Genomic DNA, 20,209 nt, shown 5'->3' on the forward strand with positions numbered 1-20,209 from the left:
TTACGGAACATTTATCAGTGTTTAAGTTTAGCCGTAAAACTCTCCTGTAGATACTCCAGGTATCAATAAGACCTGACCAGGAAAAATAAGATCCGGGTTACGAAGGTTATTGGCAAGAATTATCGCTTGCATTGTCGTACCAAAGCGCTTAGCAATCTTCCAAACAGTATCCCCTTGTTTTACAACATAAACTTCGAATGAAGGGGTAGGCACAGGAAGAGGTTCCGGAGCCGGCATCGAACAATGATGATGCTCCATCACAGGTGTTCCACATGGTGAACAAGGCATTGGACCCTCAAGATCGAGCGTGGCACAACCAGGATCCATATCAACATCCAGATTTACAAAACCTCCAGGCGGGCACATTCCATAACCACCCATCATGCCATGCATTCCGCCCATATCTTGCATTCCTCCCATACCTTGCATTCCTCCCATACCTTGCATCCCTCCCATACCTTGCATTCCTCCCATACCTTGCATTCCTCCCATACCTTGCATTCCTCCCATACCTTGCATTCCTCCCATATCCTGCATTCCTCCCATACTTTGCATTCCTCCCATTCCCGGGAACATACCAGAAGTAAGATTTGGATTATAAGCAACGGAACGTAATTCCATATTAATTTCCTCCTTTAACTCGGCCCAAGATACTTTGTCATTCATTTTCTTCCCCTTAATTAATAACAATATATGGAAACATAGTTATATTGTGTATGTACTACAAAGTAATTTGACTTATTTATTTGCTACATAAAATTTCTATACCCACCCAATAGTTAGCATATCTCTTTAGCTCTATAATCAAGTTATCTCAGCAAAGACCTTGTACTTAGAATACAAGAAACAACCTTTTAATGATTTAAGTTAAATAATCCTGTCCGAATTAGAAAGCATGATAGCACAAAAAAGAACTGGCCTCTTAGACCAGCTCTAAATAACGACTATATAATAAATCTATTGTCCCCGCAGAACATAGATTATTCTAAACAACAATTGCCTTGTTTAATTTTGCAACCAGCTCATCAGGATTTTGTCCATGGGTCAGAGCCGCACCTTCAACACTTTCCATGGTCGAAGAGGGACATCCTAAACAATGCATCCCAAGTTCCAAGAACATTTGAACGGTTTGGGGATACTGCTTCAATACCTGACCCACCGTCATCTCTTTCGTTATCATGAAAAATTCCTCCTTTGTATTTCTTAGTGAAATACTTGGTTTTTATTATAAAGTAAAAAATTCGGATAAGCAACCAGTTGTTCGTAGTCCGAAATCAGAGGCACGAAGTCCGAACTTCATGTTGGACGTTCCTCTCGGGTGTGTGTCATATAAGTCCCCTTATTTCCGCTAAAAGCTTATAGACATGTTCTGACAATTCCTTCTGAAGAGCACCTGTTCCACAACTTGGTGTCAGCATACTTTGTTGGCGAAGCAGACCTTCATCAATACCACGTTTGACGAGTTCTGCTATATTGTTTTCCAGGCGCTGTATCAGACTTTGAGCAGTTTCTTCCCAAGCAATTGGATTGGTAGGAACAATTCCCCAGGAGAGAACTCCTCCACGTTTTAGGAACCCATTTAGCGGCTCTGCTAAGGCCATCATACTCTGAAAATAATCATAAGCATCAAAATTAACAACTTGAACCTTGGAGTCAAAAAGAAGAGTCCAATCCATGCCGGCACAGACATGTGCCCCCGGAATCCCACCTTGACGAATAATTCCCTCAAATATTGTATCCAGGTCTTCAATGAGCTGCTCTCTCTTTAAGGTTACGTGGGTTGAAGCGCCAAAACCATAAAGCCCAGGGTCATCAACTGTCATCAGCACAGGCAAGCCAAACCTTCGGAGCCGTTTTGTCTGCCACTCAGCATGCAGGGCAAGAGCTTTGAGCAGCATATCCCGAAGGGTATCGTCATAATAACTTGATCGTCTGTTTTTATCCGTAATTTGCATTCCCACAGTTAACGGGCCGCTGAGTTGTCCTTTAAGCAGCAAGGCATCCCGTGTGCCGGAGCTCTCAAGATCACGATAGTAAGCTTCGAATCCTTCTCCCCCTTGCAGACTAAGGCCAAAGCGTTCTAAGGCTTGTTCGTTTCCCTCAAGGGCTTCTAAATATAAGGAATAAAACATAGTCATCCGTTCTACCCAATCCGCGGCTTCCGTTTGAAATTTAGGATTTTCAAAATCCCCAATAATGCCGGTTTCAATCAAAACATTGAGGTATTGCCCAACAAACGAACTCTCTGCTCCCAAATTGGGCAGTTGAGGCCAATGCGGAGCAAAAGGAACACTTTTCCAAATTAGTTCTAAAGCCTCTTCGCTCGTAGTTTGAGGAACACTACCCACTCCCGTTGCCAAAAAATTAGGTTTAAATTCTTGGTTTTTCATAATCCTACCGCCCATCTACTTAGATTTCCTTTATAAAATTAAACTAATAAATGAAGATATAGTTTTGAACATCATCCGTAATTGGTCGATGATAGGCGCTGCATAGGGCTGCAGCCCATTCCAAAGAAAAATCCAATCCGCCAGATAAAAGTAAGACCCTACTAACAGAGAAACAACTATAATTCCCGGCACCCAGAGGAAAGGAAGATAACGCCCTCCAATACGGTGGATATCACGAATACGAATAGGAAGGAATAGGAATACCAGTAAACCATATCCGGTCAGCAGTGTATAATACGGAACTCCCCAAGGCAACAAAGCCCAAGCAATTGCAATAAATACAGCCCAGCGATAACGCCGTTCCAACCAATACATCAGCCCTGCCTCATGTGGTGCATCCGGCAAACGAGGAGCGGCTACCCCAACTTGAATCATTCGTACAAGCATGAATAACCCAACAAGCGTCATCCAAATCAGCCAAGGAGATTGCGCCTGCAGCAATTCAATCCCAGGCCACAAATGTGAAAACCATGGGCTAGCATGAATCGGAATCCTAAACAACCCGGAAGTAACTAAACCTGCCAACAAACAAACACGTGCAAACATAAACAATCTATTCCAAAGCCAAGCACTGCGCAACCGGCGTTTAGGTTTTTTCTCTCCGATCTCTTTATAGCGCCAAGTGACCGATCGAATATTCATCCAAGCGAGAAATACCATAAAAATAGCCAATATCTGCGCAAACATAAGTTCTTTAGTCCAACCTGCACCTATACTCGAAGAAGAGGACACTCCCACTTCCCCCCATACTCCTTGAAGAGTCGATCCTTGGACATAAATCGATTGTTCTGCGGAGAGCCCTGTATCAATGTCAGGGATTAGCTTAAGAGCAAAAGCCAAATTAGGCAGGACTTCCATTTCAGCCTGTTTAAAATAGTTTCGGGCCAAGTCGTCAGAATCCAGACCTTTTCCTATCGTCCAAGCCCAGAGGGATGGATGACGTTTTTTTTCTGTAATCACGTTCCTAAAACTATCCGGCTGTGGTAAGCGCTGAGAGGGAATCAGCTCAACAGGCAACTCAGCCCATAAACCAATACCAACTCTATCTGCCGTTTGCAGCCAAAGTTCATCAGGATACTGCCCAATAAAGTAGACAAGGTTGTTTCCTTTTTGTCGTTCTGATCTTAACCACGACTCTAACTCTCCGGAGTTTCGAAGACGATATTCCTCCTGTGGAGTTAAGGCCTCCCCTTTAATCTGGATCATTTGCCCATTTAATAGCCAATTCCCGGATTCCATAGAGATTGTGCGAAGACCTACGGGCAGTGACAAATCATCGATGTCTCCTTTACTGTTCGTTGCGGTTAAATGTAGTTGATAGAGATAAGGATCTTCCAGGGTCCAACGCCGAGCCTCCGGTATTGTGAAGATTAATGTCACAGGTCGGTGATCTCCGCTTTCCTCGGGATATACGGTAAGAGATTGCTCGGCCAAACCAGCGGAGCCATCCGAGATCACACCGTAAACCGACCAGGGCCCTTCCTGTGAAAAACCTCGATGCCGCAAATCAGCCGTTACCGTTATTTGCGCAGTGCTCTCTATCCAGTCAACCTTCACCTCCGGCGGCATAATTGTCGTTTCTACGACGGCTTCCAAACGAATGTCACCCTTAATATACCCGGATCTTGGCCAAGCGGAACCTAACAATGTCCCACGCTGCGCTGCACTTCCCGTGAGTTCAACTAAGAGAATGTTATCTTCTCCATAGCGGAATGCCTTAGGCAAAATCTCTAATTCGTCGGCCCCACCGCTTCCTTCAAATTCACCAATTTTCTGGCTGCCAGTGATTCCATTTAAATAAACATTGGCATGCCCCTGAACTCCGTTAAATGTCAGCAGCATGGTCCGCGAACTCCACTCTCCGGGGATTTGCAGGCGTTTGGTTACTACTGAAACTCTCGTGCTTGAAGGAAGATCTAAAGAGCTTCCTTTCGTAAGAAAGGAATGATTCGTTTTCCCTTGGGAACGTTCGGATTCTGTTGTCCAAGCCTGGCGCAATGAGGAAAACTGATTCCAACTCCCGTTTAAATTCTGAGTAAATCGTGTCGAGCTTATACCACTTTTCTCTGTAAAAAGAGGTTCTCCTTGGGGACTTGTCCAGTTCCACCAAAGAATTCCTAAGGCTAACGTCCATAAAAAACTATAAATCATGAAGCGGCGATTGAACATAACTAGCTCCTCTTATGTTAATTACATCACTACGATAATCTTAGATATTCTAGACAGATGATTAAAACCCTTGCCAAATAATAAAAAAACTCATTTAGTCAAACCCAGTCCTCAGAGAACTAAGTTAACCAAATGAGTTCGGACAATACCTTCGCAGGTGTTTAATTAATTTGTTCAACTTGACGGCACTCCGGGCAAAAACCATAAAACTCCATGCGATGCCCTTGAATAAGGAACCCTGATTTCTCCATGACTTCTTGGTCCATGTCAATTAGAGGTCCGTGGAAATCCGCTACCTTGCCGCACTTTGAACAAACGATATGATAATGGTTGTTTGGGTTACCGTCAAAACGACTAGCCATATCCCCATAAGACAACTCCAGAAGATGTCCATGCTCTTTGAGCATGTTTAGTGTATTATAAATCGTTCCGAGACTTACTCCTGGAAATTTCGCCTTTACATGATGATAAATTTCATCAGCCGTAGGATGGGACCGAGTCTCGAGTAGGAATTCCAAAATCGCCTGTCTTTGCGGTGTAAAACGGACACCCTTATCTTTTAATTGTTTTAGAATTCCAATCGCATTCATGTCCGTCTCCTCTTTTCACAAATATTTAAAATTACTTCTAATTAGATTTTAAGTCAACATAGTAAAATTGTCAACGTATAGTCAGCCTTTATTAAAAAAATTAATATATTTCAACAAAAAGATTAATTCCCATCTGTAGGCGAAGGTCATAGATGGCCGAGTGTCCCTGTAGCCCACGAAAACGCTGTTTTCGCACGAATTAGCCTTGCAGGACGGCGAGATGAGGATTGATGATCTCCATGCTTGTTCCAAATTCCCAAACGTTTGGGAATTTGGAACAAGCATGGCCGCTATATGGATTAGCAAGTAAAAGGGTACCCTATGGTACCCCAAAAACTTATACTTCCTGTTATATAAAAAAGGAGAGTTAAAATCAACTCTCCTTTTTTATTGACTCCAATTTCTGCTATTAATCTTTTACGCTGGGTTTGGTGCTTCGACTGGACAGACAGTAGCGCATGAACCACAATCGATACATAGTTCCGCATTGATGACGTATTGCCCGTCTCCCTCACTAATTGCAGATACTGTACATTCTCCTTCACAAGCACCGCAACTAATGCATTCTGAGCTAATAACGTATGCCATGACCAAACATCCCCTCTTCTCCGAACTTCAAAATCAATATATCAAAGCCACGGAAAAAAGGCAAGCTAAAAAATATTGGCATTTCCAATTGCGCGATAATTATTACACCTTAGAGATCTCTCCCCGGCCTATAAGGCACTTGATAAAGCCGCCTCATACAATGTGAACAATATGGCAGAACACGGTTACTTACATGATTTCTGCGAAAGAGAATATGTCCTAGATCTTCATGTTCAAAACCACAAGCACGACATTTTTCCAACATAATTTTTACCCCCTCACACCTTTGTGTGTTTCTGTACAAATACTTTAGTTATAGTATGTACCTTTTCCACAAAAAATAAACAAGCACTTCATTTTAGAATTGCTTGTTTAGTATCTGGGACAAATGGCCAAGGGTATAGCATTCATACATTTGGCAGAATGGAAGAAAGGCCTTAACATAAGGAGTCTCCGACCAGCGGCGTTCAGGAAGCGTGTTCAGCCAGAGCACTTGACGAACATGTCTGTGAACCTCGCCCAATAAAGCCGCAGCTTTGTCCCCTTCGAGAGTTTGCCCATCACTGACAATAAGGAATAGGGTTTGTCTAGTGAAGGTATCCGGATATTTCGTTTGCATAGTTTCTAAAGCCTTAGCAAGGTTGGTTCCTCCTCCCCATTCCTTTCCGGATAGAGAGAGGGCTTCTTTAACCATAATTTCAAAGGTCTGCCCTTTGCGGAACTTTCCAGTTAAAGGAATCAGCGTTTCACCAAAGGCGAAGGTTTTTATCCCACTTACAACACTGGATAGTCCATAGACAAACTGCCAGATAAACTCTGCGTATTTGAGCATCGAACCCGATATGTCACAAAGCAAAACAATTCTCGGCCTGCCTTTGCGGCGGCTGCGATAGCTTCGATCAACAAGCACTCCACCATAGCGTAGGTTTTTGCGTAAAGTAGAGCGCATATCCAAGCCGCCCCGTCTTCGGGCCGCCCGATAGCGACGAGTCACCTGACTTGCCAGGCGTTGACTAAGCCGACGGATTAAGCGAATAACCTCGGGCCACTCTTCAGGAGAAATCTTCTTTAGATCCCGGCTTAGGACCTCCACTTCCCGGTCACGCAGCGCCCGCTCCACCTCCGAGAGGACTCCATCCGTAGACCCTGGCGAAAAAATCGGGTCATCTTCCTCTAACTTTTTGCGCCAGTACTCCAAGGACCCCCGGAGAACCCGCTCAACCATAGGCTGATAGGTATGATCCACAGGAACTCCGCTTCGCGTGCCATTCGATGATTTCTCCAGAAAGTCGCGCAGCCGTTGTTTATCCTTCTCAGGCAGACTGGCATAAACAGCCCTCTGTTCTTCGCTAATATCTAATTCATTATCTTGAAAACGCAGATCTTGGTAGGTACTCTCGATCTGTTCGTTCCATTGGCTTGTTTTCTGAGCAACCTCTTCCTGCCACGCCTCCTTTTGTTCCATGGATGCGAAGTAAGCCCTAAAGGCTTCCTTAAATGCGGAAATATGTTGGACATTCTTAACTAGGGTCGCTTGCAGGACAGCCTCCACTTTATCTCTGTCTGCTAAACCGACTAAGGATAAACCTTCAGTGGCATCTGATATCTCGGAAGGACTGATTTTAAGACCCACTGTTCTTAATAACTGGGCAAATTCTACTAAATGACGATCTAATTCACTGATTCGATAATCGTTATAGCTATTATCCATGGACATGCCTTTCACCTTGGGCCAGTTTACCAGACTCAAAAATAAGACGCTCGGCTCCCATCTCACGATAGAAAAGCTCAACATCATCCTGGCTCTTAAGTAACAAGGTCAAGGTGGCATCGACCCAAGCCGGATCGAGACCCGTCTTGCCCATCACAAGCAAGGCCTTGGCCCAATCCATGGTTTCAGATACGGAGGGGATTTTATTTAGAGTGAGATGTTCTCGAAGCACATTAACGGCCCTTGCCACTTCTAACGCTAATCGTTCCGGTAAATCCGGAACTTTAGCCCTAAGTATGCGCACTTCCTTATTAACCGAAGGCGGATCTACATGAAGGAAAATACACCGGCGCTTTAAGCCATCCGAAAGCTCTCGTTCTCCATTAGAGGTTAAGACTACCATCGGTCGTTCTTTAGCTCTAACAGTTCCCATCTCAGGGATGGTCACTTGAAACTCCCCTAAAAGTTCAAAAAGAAATGCCTCAAACTCAGAATCCGTCTTATCAATTTCATCAATCAAGAGTACAGTCCTTTTCTCACTTAAAAGTGCTTGAAGTAAGGGGCGGGGCAGCAGATAGTCTGTGGAGAAAAGGTCCGCCTCCTGAAGATGCTCACGACCCATCTGAATTTTTAAAAGTTGTCGCTGATAATTCCATTCGTAAAGTGCTTTTGTCTCGTCCAACCCTTCATAGCATTGCAAGCGAATCAGCGGAGCATCCAACACTTGGCTTAACACTTTAGCAATTTCTGTTTTACCCACTCCGGCTGGTCCGGAGACTAATAGTGGTTTACCTAACTCCGTTGCTAAATACGCCGTAAGCGCGATTCGATCATCCCGTTCGGTTATGTATCCTATGGCTTCTAACTCACTCTCAAACTGGTCCAGATTTCTTCGGTTTGTCATCTAAGCCCACCTCCGATTCGATATTCATATTCAAATACCTATGCAAGCACGTTTATTCAATAACTTGACTACTTCTATATTCCCTATTTCCTAAATAGAAAGCAATGGAAATTAATCAATTATACCATAAATTCTGAAAAATGAGAGTGATGAAAAGCATTGTTTGTGTGTGAGATAAAGTACATCTGATTGGAGGGCAGCCGTTCATGCCGCTGCCGCGATGCCAGTAAAGGGTGAAAAAGAGCTGTGTCCGGGTCGGGCAGCTTCGTCCACATCCGCTCACCGCAGCACTCCGAGGCTGGCCCACTCGCCGGTGCGGGACTCCGCCAAACCTCAGGGTAGTACCTGATGTGAACCTGTGGCTACGTTTCCCCGCACCGTCTTGTGGGCTTTTACCGCCTCTCCATGCAATGGGTTCGCTTCTGTGGACGAAGCTGCCCCGCTTGCGGGTCTGGAGATTCTTATGTAAGTCTTTAGGGTCTTTTTTCAGAGTAGCCTGCCATGCCGCTGTCGCAGCACCATCAGAAGATGAAAAAGATTCCACGAAGCCTTACCAGCCTCCCCCCAAAGTTCTGCTTACATTCCCAACAAACTGGCTGAAGGAGCGCTTGTCTGCTAAGCGGATGCGTCAGTGGAGCCGCGCTAAGGCGAGCGCAGACGGTTCGCGTCCCCGTAGCGCGCCGCAGGTTCACATGCGACGGAACACGATGTTCCTAGTGCCGCATGCGCCATGGATGGCATAGCATGCGGCCAGAAATACCCAGAGGTTCGGACGCGCTCGCGAACCGTCCAGCGAGCCAGCGGCGGAACTCGCAGACGCGTGCAGACCGAAGACACCGTCTTCGCACGGGTTAACACAGCTGAAAAGGCGCTCCGCCCCAGAGCCAGGCAGTAGAACCGACCTCCTGTCTAACCCAGGAGACTTTTTTCAAAGTAGCGCCCATACCGCTAAAGCGGCACCTCAGACTTCAGACCTGGAACCGGCGTGAGAACTTAAAATCACACTTTCATAGACTGATTCATAGCTTCTCACAGCCCGATCAACTGGAAATGATTCTCTGGCCCAGTTCGCAGCTTGTTCGGAAAAAGCTTTATACTGTAAAGGATCCGTCAGCAGTTTGAGAACCGCTTCACTCATTCCTTGAATATCTCCGACATCTGCCAGATAGCCTGTTTCCCCATGCTTTACGACCTCAGGCAATCCTCCAACCCGGCTGGCGACAACCGGAACTCCACAGACCATCGCTTCCAGGGCAACAAGGCCAAAACTTTCCTGGGCTGAAGGGAGTAAGAAAATATCGGCCATTTGTAGAATATCCTGAACATTTTCCTGCTTACCTAGAAACTGAACCTTTCTCTCAAGCCCTAGTTTTATGACCTCCCGTTCAACTCTGGCCATCTCCGGCCCATCTCCGACGAGTAAGAGCCGACTGGGTACCACCTTCTCTACGAGAGCAAATATCTTAACGACATCCACGACCCTCTTGACTTCCCGAAAATTAGAGATATGCGTTAAAATCTTTTCATTGCAGGGAGCAAAATGTTCTCTGCATTTTGCCCTCAAACCTTCCTTGGGCAGGTACATCTTAGGATCGATAAAATTTGGAATAACCTCAATCCCCTGTTTCAGCGGCCCAAAGGTCTCGACTGTTTCCCTTGCCAGCGCATTGGAAACCGCTGTAATACGATCGCTAACTCGTAATGCTAAACAGGTTAACTGATTAAACTCTTCAAAAGCACCTACTAGCGTGACATCTGTGCCATGCAACGTCGTAACCACCGGAACCTGCTTGGTCATCATTTGTTTGGCCAAATAGGCACTAATACTGTGCGGAATAGCATAATGAGCATGAATCACATCCAGTCCTACATAATTTGCGACTTCCACAATTTTATTGGCCAGCAACAACGTATAGGGAGGATATTTAAATACCGGATAGCTTACATCCGATACTTCATGATAAAACAGTTTCTCATGAAACCGGCGTAAGCGAAAGGGCCGGGCTGAGGAAATAAAATGAACTTCATGCCCTCGTTCACCCAGTGCATACCCCAGCTCAGTTGCGACAACACCGCTCCCGCCATAGCTCGGGTAACAAATCATTCCGATCTTCAATTAATCGCACCTCTTTTAATTTACATCTCTCAAAGGTCATTGTGGTCTAAAGGTGCTCTGTTCCAGCCATAAGCTAACATTCAGGAATCCACTTCTTCAAAACCTATTGGCATAGCATCTTGCATAGCCTCTCCGATAATTTTTTGAATATCATGAACCATACAAGACACTTTAAATTCAGCCTCTAAATACTCCCTTGCTGTTGGATTTATGCTTACCAAACTGTATAAACGTTCTAATTCTTGCTGTTTTTCCTCACTTATCTCTTGCTCCAGCATTTGAGCCTCACGAATTTCCCATTGTTTCAATTGAAATTCTCGAACCACCTTATGGTTATTGGCATCACTCATAACCTTTTCCTTTGATTTAAGAAAGTTTTTGAACTGATCCGATTCCTTAAGGGTCCTGGCAAGTTCATGAGCTAAATCAGTAGTAGACATATCCTGTCCCTCTCCTCTATCTCTGGCTATCTATCTAGTATATCTAAGCATTATCTCATTATATATAATTTTCATGCATCCGACAAATATAAACGACCTTTGACGGCCATAGATGGCGGGAAAAGACTTCCACTAAATCACATTCTCTGACAGTTATTCACAATGTTCTCCAACAAATCAAAGGCCTGCAAACGGCTAAAGGATAATAAATCCGCCCACTGCAGCCGCGTAATATTCCATGGACAACGAACAGCGACACGGCTGGCAAACCCTATGGGACTTCCGCCAAGCATTTTTTCCAACCGGCGTTGGGCAAGGCTGATTAAGCCCGGCGCATGAGCATTACAGGCAATCGGTTCTAAACATAACACAGGCTCGTCTTTATACGTCACAAGCAAGCTGAATTTGGCAAGTTGCTTTACACCTACTTTTTCACGACAAATGGGCTCTTCCAAAGAGACAGGATCAGGTTGAACAACCCCGCCCAGTTTCCGCCAGAAGCTCTTTTCAGAGGAAGCAGCATTCGAGACACAGACCCCAACTGCTCCCATTTGTAAAGCAAAACGAACCACGAAGCGGGCAAAATCACATTCCATAGTTCCTTTTAAAGACAATCCATCTAAAATAACCAGCCGCTCTGCGCTGCTTAACGTAATATCTCCAACTCCTGACTCCCCTAACTGAACTACATTATATCCTGGAAGCATCTGAATCTGTGGGTTTAACCCCGTTCCCTTTTCTGTTAGAAAGGCCCCCAGGGCAAGGGCCCAATCCTCAAGACCGTCCTCATTCCATTCTGAACGGGGGGAAAGAGCAATTTCAATCCAAGGCATAGTCTTCTCTCCTTCACAAACCGGCTTACAAGTTTATTGTTTCACCAGAGTGTGAAGTCTATCCCCGGTTCAGCGCATTTAGCGCAATCGTTTCAGAAGCGTCCAGCGCCTCTCCTCAAAGTCATAGAACATCAACCAGATGATATCAAAATCAGAAGACGGCACAACAACACTATCGGCATAAACCTTGAAATTGCACAAGTGAAAAAGCGGAGAAACCACTCTTATTAAGAGGGCCAAAGGGTAGTCATGATTATATCCTTTAGCCTTCTCACTTTTCTGTTGTAATAAGAGGTTAAGCCGTCGAACATATTCCTCAATGTATTGAGGATTTGGCGGGAAATTCTGCTGGCTGGATCGTCCAAAAACATAACGGGCTTCCTCTGAATCGTAGAAAAGATGTGTCACCTCAACACCTAAACGTTTACCATCCGTTTGATTCTCGATTACAATATCCGGCCGATCTTCATGCATGAGAATTTTATAGTTGTTACCCTGCTGGATATTTAAAATTTCTACCAAAGCTAGAGCCGCATTTTCTTCAAGCAACCATTTCTCATCAAGAAAATCCACCAAACTATGTCCCTCCTAATCCAGCGAATAGCTTACTTTAGCGAGTTTAGCGAACCCGACGATGGATTGAACACCAATCTCACGTAACATATGACCCGCTTCTTCCAGATCCCGTCCAACATTTTCCGCGCAATGAGCATCCGATCCTAAGGTGAATTCAATCCCTCTTCGCTGAATCTCCTCCATCAGACGTCTTTCCGGATAAAATTCCTGAACTGGTTTATAGCGGCCATTTGTATTAACTTCCAAAACCAAACCTTTTTCAGCAACGATTGTTAAGGCCTCATCTGCCAGAGTTAAGATATCCTTCTCCGGCCTTACTCCGAAAATTTTAATAAGATCAAAGTGGCCGATCGTTGTAAATAACCCACTTTGAGCGGCAAGCGCTATTATTTCAAAGTACCTGCTGTATAACTCATCCGCATCCTTTTGCCAATGCAAAGGTTCTTCTTCGGGATAATCAAAAGCCCATCCATCAAACTCATGCACTGACCCTATGACAAAATCAAAAGGATACTGCTCGAGTAAGTTCTTGATTCTGCCTTCTTCATGGGGACGATATTCAGCCTCCAACCCAATTCGCACCTCTAAATGCGGGTAATCCTCGGCCATTTCCCGGATTAAGGGAAAGTTCATTTGATCCCAATAGTAATCATGGTCCGCAAACCCGATTTCTTTTAATCCCCGGCGGGACGCTTCATCCAAAAACGCCCGAATGGTTCCCTGGTTAGCCTCCCGATCATTATGCCCGAGAAGGTGAACATGTAAATCCAACATCTCTGAACCCTCCTCCTCTATAGTGGTTAAAGAGTTTGTATTCCAGTCCTTAAAATCAGATAGGGATGTGTATCGAGGTCAGATAATGCGGTCTTTGTGGTTGGAGCCGCCAAATCTGCGAAGAAGTTGCCCATTAATTTACAATCCGTTTTCCCGACAATTTGGCCCTGCAAGATCCTCAGGCTATGTGGAGCACTTAGAGAATACGAACCGGAAACCGAGTCCTGTGTATGTAACCCAAGTACCGACAAGATAAGAACTCCATCTTCTATCCCCTCTAAAGCCTTTACCCAAGGAACCTCTGCCTGATGCCTTATGTAAAGTCCCGCCGTTCCCTGGGGGACAGCAGTCGGTTTCGTACCCCACCGCACAGCATCCTTAACTTTCAGAAAAGGAGTCTTTAGTTGTCCCTTCTGTACTAATACCGTTTGCCCGGCAGGAACCCCCTCGGGTGTAACCAGGTAAGAACCCAGTTCCAACGGACGGAGCGGATCAATCATTAAGGAAAACTGTTCATGAAAGACTTGCTTGTGCTCTTGAAAACTCTCCTTTGAAAATGCCCCTTGCCCTTCAATCACCCGATCTCCTGAAAAATTGGGCAGTACAAACTGCCTCAGCATGTCTTCTGTCATAGAGGGTGCCAGAATCACCAGGGTCTGGGGGCCAACAGGAGCAGCTTCCTTCTGCATCCACTCATATTGATTCACCGTCTGAGACCATAGCTCCTCCTGTTCATTGGGCCGGATTAATCTGCGTTTAGCGAACCCGCCTCCCACTAAACTGTCAAATGAAAACCCGGATACAAATTGGGATTGCTGATAGGTGACAGCAAGTCCTGTTGAGGTGCGAACGTGCCGATAACCCCAAGCTGCCTGGATCCTCCCCTGCATTTTAGCTCCCGAAGGTTTATCCCTCAGCCATTGATCCACTTGATCAAAAACAAGCTTGTCCTCCCCGGAAACAATTGTTTGAATTGCCCGGTCCTCAACCGCAACGAGGGGTAAGGATTCCGGAGCGGGTATATGTACGGCATCCGGGTCTTTATAAGCAGCCTGTCTCCATTGTTCTATTTGTTTATGCCAATACTCCGAATTACATGCAAAAGGAAGCTGAACCATGGCCTGACTGCAGGTTCCATCCGCCCAAACTAAGAAAACATCCCCGCTCTCCCCCTGTCGATAACTTGGGGGAGTATAAACACTGCCCGGAGAATTATCTTTGATTCCCAAGGCCACCACTTCGGATTCATGAACGACGATTCGCCAAGCTGAGAGCCTGAGATCGTCCTTTTTGGGTGCGTGCTGAGCTTTATAGAGCAGATCCTCTAATTGTGCAATAAGTTTCACCCTTGTTCACCCCCTAAGCTAACTTGTTGATCCGCATCCATAAGCAGATAGCGATGGCTGCCACCGCTTGAGGCTACGGATTGCCCACCTTTTCCGCACGTACCAATCGCATCATAGCACCCTTCACCCAGCCCTCCGCGAATCGCTTCCAAAGCGGAAAGAATCTTTCCGCTAAAAATCGAAGGTTGGAAAATTGGCAGATCCGGGTCTGCTACATCGATAATTCCATCACATTGAAAAACGAAATCCCCTGTTTTAGGGTTTACTTGACCGCCTCGATACCCTAAGAGAAGTAAATTCTTCTCACCCTCCCGCAGCTCACCATGTTCTAAAAGAGTTTCCCTGACGGATTTCACTTCGTCCATCAGATGCTCAGCAGGGGTTAAAGGAAGCATGCGGTCAACCAGTAAACGGATATTGCTCATACGGGGTAAAGGAATATGCCCATAGCTCTCGGCACGTCCGGCTCCGCTGACCGGCATTCCCGCTTCTTCCGCCGAAAAAATGTCCCCTAGCCCGGCTTCCAACACCCCATCCCGCACAATCGTCACAGTCTGCCTGGGCAGACCGTTAGCCGAATAGGGTTGATTAGCCCAGTCCCCAAGGAGAGGCCCGTCAATAATACTGACGCCCGGCCTTGCAACACGCAATCCTTTCCTTAGTTTTCCTTCTTCACCAAGCACAGACTCATTCATATGATCCGACTCTACCGCATGACCAAATGCCTCATGCGCCAGCCCTTTCGCCAGCCCATAATCAATAATGAGAGGGTAATGACCGCTTGGCAGCTGGGGAGCGCCGCACACTGCTCTGGCAAATCCCGCCCGGTCTATTGCTTTTCTTTCTAATACATAGTCCTCTAATTCCTCAAAAAGCAGAGTTGCATCCACTCCACTGCGGTGAATCAAGGTGCTTTGAGCTTTGCCCTGATTCCGCACAGTTCCTTGATGCATCAGAACCGCCCGCGGAATAACAAACGACACCAAGGTTCCATCTGACCGTCCGATACACCAGACCTCTTCGATCTGGCGATAACTCGATTGCCACACTCCATCAGGAAACGCCTTGCGCAAACGAACATGCAGTTTCATAACCAAACCTTGAAGTTCAGTCAGAGGAATCTCCTCGAACCCTTTTCGAACCGAATTGCCGACCTCCTCTTGAACCCGGGGAGCCTCCCAAATCCTTCGATTCCGCTTCGACCCGATCTCTTCATTTCTGCGGGCCAGCTGAATCGCCTTTTCCACAAGTTTGTGCCCGACCCCCGTGTCTAAAACGTCCGAAGTAGCAAAGCCCGATGCCCCTTTTTCCGTAAAAGCCTGAACTCCAAATCCACTGTCTTCTCCTGTCGATACCCTTTCAAACCGTCCGTTGCTTAGCCGCATACTCCACTCCCGACGGGATTGAGCCCGTACAATAAAGTAGCCTTCAAATTCCTTAGCCTCAGCCAAAACGGATTCAACCAACGCCCGGATTTCTTTTTGCTCCAAAAGTGAACCCTCCTATATCAAACAGTTGGTATAATTATGCTTAAAAACCAGCTTTGTTACTCGCTATGGATATTATACCACGGAGCAACCAAAGTTACTTCAAGAGGAAATTCAAACTCCATTTGAGCTTTGTCCCAACTATTCGAGACTTCGACATGTATTCAACCCATAGGAGGAATCCTAGCGGCACTTAGCCAATTAAAGAAACTCTTCGGAGAAGTTTTCGAACCTCGAGCCTCGAACCTCGCCTAACCCCTAAGAAGTCCTTGGAAAAAAATATCCTGAGGCTTGTATAAATAGCTAAGCCTCAGGACATGATTTAGATAGTCTCACTTTTTAATTTTTTATCCCCACTCCTCTCTTTTACTTCACTTGCGACAGTTAATCCGTCGCAAGCTTTTTTTGTGTCAAGTGTTAACGAGATACATCTGCCCGACCCGGGAGCACTCTCTCTTTCATCCTCTGCTGGTGCCGTGGCAGCGGCATGGACGGTTAATCTAAAGAAAGCCCCTAAGACATGCAGAAGAATCCCCAGACCCGCAAGCAGGGCAGCTTTGTCCACAGAAGCGAACCCATTGCATGGAGAGGCAGTAAAAGCCCACAAGACGGCGCGGGGAGACGGAGCCACGGGTTCACATCAGGTACTACCCGAGGGTTTGGCGAAGTCCCGCACCGGCGAGTGGGCAAGCCTCGGAATGCTGCGGTGAGCGGATGTGGCGAAGCTGCCCGACCCGGGAGCACTCTCTCTTTCATCCTCTGATGGCACCGCGGCAACGGCAAGGTGGCTACTCTAAACATTTAACTAAGAGTTTTCTTTCCTCTGCAAAACCAAATTTCTCGTAAAGCCGAACTGCTTTCACATTATGACTACTGACCGCAAGACCCAGGTAAGCGACCCCATGCTTGCGGCAATAGTCTTCTGCAGCTTCAAGCAACATCTGGCCCGCTCCTTTTCCTCTCCATTCAGGAAGAATGACAATATCCATGATCCATCCCTGAGTAAGACCGGTTAACTCTTCCCGCGACGAACCCTGAAGAACCAAATACCCGACCGGCTGTGCACGTTTTTCCCCATCCTCCTCAGATCTCGGCTCCTCAACAATAAAAACTTCCGATTCAGATTGCTGAATCCAGGTCCAAAACCCTCTTAAAAATTCCTCTCTGTATTTAAGCGTTACATTCATTGGCTGCTTGCGCCATGGAGAAATACTATCAGGAATACCGACTTTTCCAAGAGCATAGATAAAAGGCCAATCACGGACATTACCTTTACGAACTCGCATAAAATCACCTCTTAGGTAATCTATGCAGTCATCTCCTGTATCGCTTGCAAGCTGCCAAACATTATTCGCAGCCAAAGAGCGTTTTTCTCATCCATTAAATTTCCTCACAGCACTGGAATAGTGCCTTTTTTTGTTCTTGTCACATTTCTTATCCAATATATTGAGAAAGGGAAACTTCCTCCGAAAGAGGTGAAATCACTGTATATCGCCATCTTGGTATTAGGCCTCTGTCTTCTTCTTTGGGGAATGAAAATCCTGCGGCAGGGGCTTCAAGCGTTTGCCGGGCATCGCCTCCACCAAGCACTTCTTTGGATGACCGCAACCCCCTGGCGTGGGTTCTGGAGCGGCTCAATATCCACAGCTCTTCTTCAGTCCAGTACTGCCTTGACCGTTATGGCTGTATCCTTCGTCGATGCCGGACTCCTTCCCTTTGGCAATGCCTTCGCTCTGATCTTAGGAAGTAATATCGGCACAACCTTAACTACCCAACTTCTGGCTCTTCCTTTAGACCACATTACTCCCTATATTATGGTTTTCGGCTCTTTAGGATTTCTCTTTATCCCCTCCCGCTGGAGGTTTCTCTCCCAATCTGTTTTTGGTCTGGGCGTTCTCTTTTTCGCCTTGGGGTTACTACAGGTTGGAATGGCACCCCTTGTTGACTTGCCAAGCATACAAAACTTCCTCCGGCAACTAGGCGACAACCATCTCCAGGGAGTTATCGCCGGAACTATCATATCCGCCCTGCTTCATTCCTCCAATGCTACGACAGGCATTGTTATGCTGCTCACGGCTGACGGATGGATAACCCTCCCTACGGCACTCGCCTTTATCTTCGGCGCAAATATCGGCACCTGTTTTACTGCCGTTTTTGCAGCTCTCGCCTCCTCGCGGGCCGCTCAGCGGGTGGCACTCTTCCACGTTTTACTAAACATCTTTGGAGTTTTACTCTTCTTCCCCTTCGTTGAACCTATGGCCCATGGACTGACCCTCTTAGGCGGAAGCCTCGCACGGCAAGTGGCCAACGCCCATACCATTTTTAATCTATTGTCCTCCGCTTTGGCCTTTCCCTTATTGCCATGGTCAGCCAGGTTCCTGAAAAAAGTACTCCCCTAAAAAATACTCCATCAGGAAGTTACTGCCTTGGGTAACTCAAATAGGGTTTTCCTTAATCCCGAACTTCTCTTGAATTAAGTCACAGATTCCTTGAACATCATCTAACCCAAAACAGGGTATGCCGTTATCAAATTTGACATCACTTGCTATGGCAATAAGCTCCTCCGGTTTAGAAAAAAGCTTATCATGCACAGCAAAGCGGAAAACCTCAATTTTAGGCTTATCAGCATATTTATAGCCCTCAGTGAAAATCACATCCACCCCCTGAATTCGGTTCAATACTTCATCTAGGGGCTGGTCATCTGAGACACGTTCTAAAATGGCAATCCTTTGGGGCGAGCTGATAGCCACAATATCCGCACCGGCTTGGTCATGACGCCAGGTATCTTTGCCGGGTTGATCCATCTGAAACCCATGAACATCATGCTTCAGAGTCGCCACCCTCCAGCCGCGGCTTTTAGCTTCACGAATCAGTTTTTCCAAGAGCGTGGTTTTTCCGGAATTCGACTTTCCGCCGACAATTGAAATAACCGGTATCGGAGAGCATTCCCCTCTTACATTCATCTTAGCTCTCCCATTCCGCAATCCAGCGTGCCATTAAACGTTCCCCAACTTCTACAGGCCCATGGTTTGCCGGTACGTCTATTAACAAATGGCTGCCAATCATAGAACGAAGAATTCCCGAGCCCTGAGCGAGTGCGAGGTCTGCCCATATCTCTCCGTCTTTAAACACCGCCTGACCGCGCAAGAAACGTCTTTGTTTTCCGGCCTTGCCAAAGCTGCTTGCCATTTTGACTGGAAATTCTCCTTCTTCAGGAGTGGAACGACCGGCTAATTTACGGAGGACCGGACGAACTAAAAGTTCAAAGGTTACCATCGCTGCAGCTGGATTTCCTGAAAGAGAGAAAAAGAACTGTTTTCCTTTTTGCCCTACAGAAACTGGAGTCCCCGGTTTTAAATTTAACTTCCAGAACAACATCTCACAGCCAAACTCGGCAAGGGCATGACGCATAATATCATAATCCCCCACTGAGGCCCCGCCGGTAGTTATAATTACATCAGCCTCCGCAACCTTTTCCAATGCTTCGAGAGTATCCTCGATTTGGTCGGAAACAATAGGAATCACTTGAACATCGCAGCCGGCTTCCATTAGCATTCCGCGCAGCGTGTAGCTGTTACTATTATAAATCTTGCCTGGATTCAAGGGCTGGCCCACATCCATAAGCTCCGATCCTGTGGAAAGTACTCCCACACGCGGACGACGATAGACATTGACTTGATCTAAACCAACCGCTGCAAACAACCCAATAGCAGGAGGGGTTAAATGAAATCCTTGTTTAAGCAGAATATCCCCCTCTCTGATTTCTTCTCCTTTATGTACAATATTAGAATCGGGCGACACCGGACAAAGGATTGTCACTTTATCACTGACAGACTCCGTGTCCTCCATCCGCACGACACAGTTAGCACCCGGGGGTATGGGTGCTCCTGTAAATATCTTGGCCGCCTCCCCGCTATCAATAACCCTTTCTGAGAAAGTACCCGCCGGGATTTCACTTACGACCTTCAGCCGGAGCGGCCGAGGATCAGCGTCAGTGGCCCGATAAGCATACCCATCCAGCGGAGAGCGCGCAAACGGGGGCATATCAATCTGAGATGCAACATCTTGGGCTAATACACGATAATAAGCGTCTGCAAGTGAAATGCATTCTGTTTCAACCGATTGGATACGATCAAGAACTATCTCTAAAGCCTCTTCTAATTCAATCATTATTTTCATGCCTATCTTGTTCCTTCCACTACTAGAGTTATATTATAAACGCTTT

The 20,209-nt window shown here is 46.2% G+C and carries 21 protein-coding genes; 2 read left to right on the top strand and 19 right to left on the bottom strand.

Annotation, left to right across the window (positions count from 1 at the left end; all coding sequences use genetic code 11):
* Positions 1-27 precede the first annotated feature (27 nt).
* The 16 genes from DESYODRAFT_RS28930 to DESYODRAFT_RS22325 all read right to left on the bottom strand — a co-directional run bounded on the left by DESYODRAFT_RS28930 (position 28) and on the right by DESYODRAFT_RS22325 (position 16,549).
* Positions 28-621 carry a LysM peptidoglycan-binding domain-containing protein gene (locus DESYODRAFT_RS28930; protein WP_157137233.1) on the bottom strand — a complete coding sequence of 198 codons (594 nt, stop codon included), beginning with the start codon at positions 619-621 and terminating at the stop codon, positions 28-30.
* Between the two features lie 364 nt (positions 622-985).
* Positions 986-1,180 carry a DUF1858 domain-containing protein gene (locus tag DESYODRAFT_RS22260; RefSeq protein ID WP_007786536.1) on the bottom strand — a complete coding sequence of 65 codons (195 nt, stop codon included), beginning with the start codon at positions 1,178-1,180 and terminating at the stop codon, positions 986-988.
* 145 nt (positions 1,181-1,325) lie between these two features.
* Positions 1,326-2,390 carry a methionine synthase gene (locus DESYODRAFT_RS22265; RefSeq protein WP_007786538.1) on the bottom strand — a complete coding sequence of 355 codons (1,065 nt, stop codon included), beginning with the start codon at positions 2,388-2,390 and terminating at the stop codon, positions 1,326-1,328.
* A gap of 30 nt (positions 2,391-2,420) precedes the next feature.
* Positions 2,421-4,619, bottom strand: coding sequence for a glycoside hydrolase family 2 protein (locus DESYODRAFT_RS22270; RefSeq protein WP_007786540.1), 2,199 nt, complete (start codon positions 4,617-4,619; stop codon positions 2,421-2,423).
* Positions 4,620-4,780: 161 nt separating this feature from the next.
* Positions 4,781-5,209: a Fur family transcriptional regulator gene (locus tag DESYODRAFT_RS22275; RefSeq protein WP_007786542.1), complete on the bottom strand. Its 429-nt coding sequence runs from the start codon at positions 5,207-5,209 to the stop codon at positions 4,781-4,783.
* Positions 5,210-5,626: 417 nt separating this feature from the next.
* A complete protein-coding gene (locus tag DESYODRAFT_RS27665) occupies positions 5,627-5,797 on the bottom strand; it encodes a DUF362 domain-containing protein (RefSeq protein WP_007786544.1) in 171 nt (56 codons plus the stop codon).
* A gap of 358 nt (positions 5,798-6,155) precedes the next feature.
* A complete protein-coding gene (locus DESYODRAFT_RS22280; protein ID WP_007786546.1) occupies positions 6,156-7,508 on the bottom strand; it encodes a vWA domain-containing protein in 1,353 nt (450 codons plus the stop codon).
* Entirely contained in the window at positions 7,501-8,412 is a 912-nt protein-coding gene (locus DESYODRAFT_RS22285; protein WP_007786547.1) for an AAA family ATPase, read from the bottom strand. Before DESYODRAFT_RS22285 ends, DESYODRAFT_RS22280 begins: the two co-directional genes overlap by 8 nt.
* 961 nt (positions 8,413-9,373) lie before the next feature.
* Complete coding sequence (gene bshA / locus DESYODRAFT_RS22290; protein ID WP_007786549.1) at positions 9,374-10,528, bottom strand: N-acetyl-alpha-D-glucosaminyl L-malate synthase BshA; 1,155 nt, start codon at positions 10,526-10,528, stop codon at positions 9,374-9,376.
* An 80-nt stretch (positions 10,529-10,608) separates the two neighbouring features.
* A complete protein-coding gene (locus DESYODRAFT_RS22295; RefSeq protein ID WP_007786550.1) occupies positions 10,609-10,968 on the bottom strand; it encodes a YlbF/YmcA family competence regulator in 360 nt (119 codons plus the stop codon).
* Positions 10,969-11,105: 137 nt separating this feature from the next.
* Positions 11,106-11,801, bottom strand: a complete 696-nt coding sequence (locus DESYODRAFT_RS22300) for a hypothetical protein (RefSeq protein ID WP_007786551.1) — start codon at positions 11,799-11,801, stop codon at positions 11,106-11,108.
* 78 nt (positions 11,802-11,879) lie between these two features.
* A complete protein-coding gene (locus DESYODRAFT_RS22305; RefSeq protein ID WP_007786552.1) occupies positions 11,880-12,374 on the bottom strand; it encodes a hypothetical protein in 495 nt (164 codons plus the stop codon).
* Between the two features lie 15 nt (positions 12,375-12,389).
* On the bottom strand, positions 12,390-13,151 hold the full coding sequence (locus DESYODRAFT_RS22310; protein WP_007786553.1) for a histidinol-phosphatase: 762 nt from the start codon (positions 13,149-13,151) through the stop codon (positions 12,390-12,392).
* A 26-nt stretch (positions 13,152-13,177) separates the two neighbouring features.
* On the bottom strand, positions 13,178-14,497 hold the full coding sequence (locus DESYODRAFT_RS22315) for a metallopeptidase TldD-related protein (RefSeq protein ID WP_007786555.1): 1,320 nt from the start codon (positions 14,495-14,497) through the stop codon (positions 13,178-13,180).
* Complete coding sequence (locus tag DESYODRAFT_RS22320; protein WP_007786556.1) at positions 14,494-15,987, bottom strand: TldD/PmbA family protein; 1,494 nt, start codon at positions 15,985-15,987, stop codon at positions 14,494-14,496. The genes DESYODRAFT_RS22315 and DESYODRAFT_RS22320 overlap by 4 nt, the downstream gene beginning before the upstream one ends.
* Before the next feature lie 319 nt (positions 15,988-16,306).
* Positions 16,307-16,549 carry a hypothetical protein gene (locus DESYODRAFT_RS22325; protein WP_042339008.1) on the bottom strand — a complete coding sequence of 81 codons (243 nt, stop codon included), beginning with the start codon at positions 16,547-16,549 and terminating at the stop codon, positions 16,307-16,309.
* Between DESYODRAFT_RS22325 and DESYODRAFT_RS28835 the strand changes: the two genes are divergently transcribed.
* Positions 16,542-16,694, top strand: coding sequence for a hypothetical protein (locus DESYODRAFT_RS28835; RefSeq protein ID WP_169315904.1), 153 nt, complete (start codon positions 16,542-16,544; stop codon positions 16,692-16,694). The genes DESYODRAFT_RS22325 and DESYODRAFT_RS28835 overlap by 8 nt on opposite strands.
* Positions 16,695-16,772: 78 nt before the next feature.
* On the opposite strand, the gene DESYODRAFT_RS22330 is transcribed toward DESYODRAFT_RS28835, so the two are convergent.
* A complete protein-coding gene (locus DESYODRAFT_RS22330) occupies positions 16,773-17,270 on the bottom strand; it encodes a GNAT family N-acetyltransferase (protein ID WP_007786557.1) in 498 nt (165 codons plus the stop codon).
* Positions 17,271-17,459: 189 nt separating this feature from the next.
* On the opposite strand from DESYODRAFT_RS22330, the gene DESYODRAFT_RS22335 reads away from it, so the two are divergent.
* A complete protein-coding gene (locus tag DESYODRAFT_RS22335) occupies positions 17,460-18,383 on the top strand; it encodes a Na/Pi cotransporter family protein (RefSeq protein ID WP_083842265.1) in 924 nt (307 codons plus the stop codon).
* Between the two features lie 36 nt (positions 18,384-18,419).
* On the opposite strand, the gene mobB is transcribed toward DESYODRAFT_RS22335, so the two are convergent.
* Together mobB and DESYODRAFT_RS22345 are read right to left on the bottom strand one after the other, a co-directional pair.
* Complete coding sequence (gene mobB, locus DESYODRAFT_RS22340) at positions 18,420-18,947, bottom strand: molybdopterin-guanine dinucleotide biosynthesis protein B (RefSeq protein ID WP_007786559.1); 528 nt, start codon at positions 18,945-18,947, stop codon at positions 18,420-18,422.
* Between the two features lies 1 nt (position 18,948).
* Positions 18,949-20,163: a molybdopterin molybdotransferase MoeA gene (locus tag DESYODRAFT_RS22345; protein WP_007786560.1), complete on the bottom strand. Its 1,215-nt coding sequence runs from the start codon at positions 20,161-20,163 to the stop codon at positions 18,949-18,951.
* Positions 20,164-20,209: the final 46 nt, after the last annotated feature.

The organism is Desulfosporosinus youngiae DSM 17734 (assembly GCF_000244895.1).
Classification (GTDB): domain Bacteria; phylum Bacillota; class Desulfitobacteriia; order Desulfitobacteriales; family Desulfitobacteriaceae; genus Desulfosporosinus; species Desulfosporosinus youngiae.

Excerpts from the sequence above, each read along its gene's own strand:
- DESYODRAFT_RS22300 (WP_007786551.1), bottom strand. The coding sequence starts at position 11,801 with ATGCCTTGGATTGAAATTGCTCTTTCCCCCCGTTCAGAATGGAATGAG.
- DESYODRAFT_RS22265 (WP_007786538.1), bottom strand. The coding sequence starts at position 2,390 with ATGAAAAACCAAGAATTTAAACCTAATTTTTTGGCAACGGGAGTGGGT.
- DESYODRAFT_RS22285 (WP_007786547.1), bottom strand. The coding sequence starts at position 8,412 with ATGACAAACCGAAGAAATCTGGACCAGTTTGAGAGTGAGTTAGAAGCC.
- DESYODRAFT_RS22275 (WP_007786542.1), bottom strand. The coding sequence starts at position 5,209 with ATGAATGCGATTGGAATTCTAAAACAATTAAAAGATAAGGGTGTCCGT.
- DESYODRAFT_RS22345 (WP_007786560.1), bottom strand. The coding sequence starts at position 20,163 with ATGAAAATAATGATTGAATTAGAAGAGGCTTTAGAGATAGTTCTTGAT.
- DESYODRAFT_RS22270 (WP_007786540.1), bottom strand. The coding sequence starts at position 4,619 with ATGTTCAATCGCCGCTTCATGATTTATAGTTTTTTATGGACGTTAGCC.
- DESYODRAFT_RS27665 (WP_007786544.1), bottom strand. The coding sequence starts at position 5,797 with ATGGCATACGTTATTAGCTCAGAATGCATTAGTTGCGGTGCTTGTGAA.
- DESYODRAFT_RS22295 (WP_007786550.1), bottom strand. The coding sequence starts at position 10,968 with ATGTCTACTACTGATTTAGCTCATGAACTTGCCAGGACCCTTAAGGAA.
- DESYODRAFT_RS22310 (WP_007786553.1), bottom strand. The coding sequence starts at position 13,151 with ATGTTGGATTTACATGTTCACCTTCTCGGGCATAATGATCGGGAGGCT.
- DESYODRAFT_RS22280 (WP_007786546.1), bottom strand. The coding sequence starts at position 7,508 with ATGGATAATAGCTATAACGATTATCGAATCAGTGAATTAGATCGTCAT.
- mobB (WP_007786559.1), bottom strand. The coding sequence starts at position 18,947 with ATGAATGTAAGAGGGGAATGCTCTCCGATACCGGTTATTTCAATTGTC.
- DESYODRAFT_RS22330 (WP_007786557.1), bottom strand. The coding sequence starts at position 17,270 with ATGCGAGTTCGTAAAGGTAATGTCCGTGATTGGCCTTTTATCTATGCT.
- DESYODRAFT_RS28930 (WP_157137233.1), bottom strand. The coding sequence starts at position 621 with ATGGAATTACGTTCCGTTGCTTATAATCCAAATCTTACTTCTGGTATG.
- DESYODRAFT_RS22260 (WP_007786536.1), bottom strand. The coding sequence starts at position 1,180 with ATGATAACGAAAGAGATGACGGTGGGTCAGGTATTGAAGCAGTATCCC.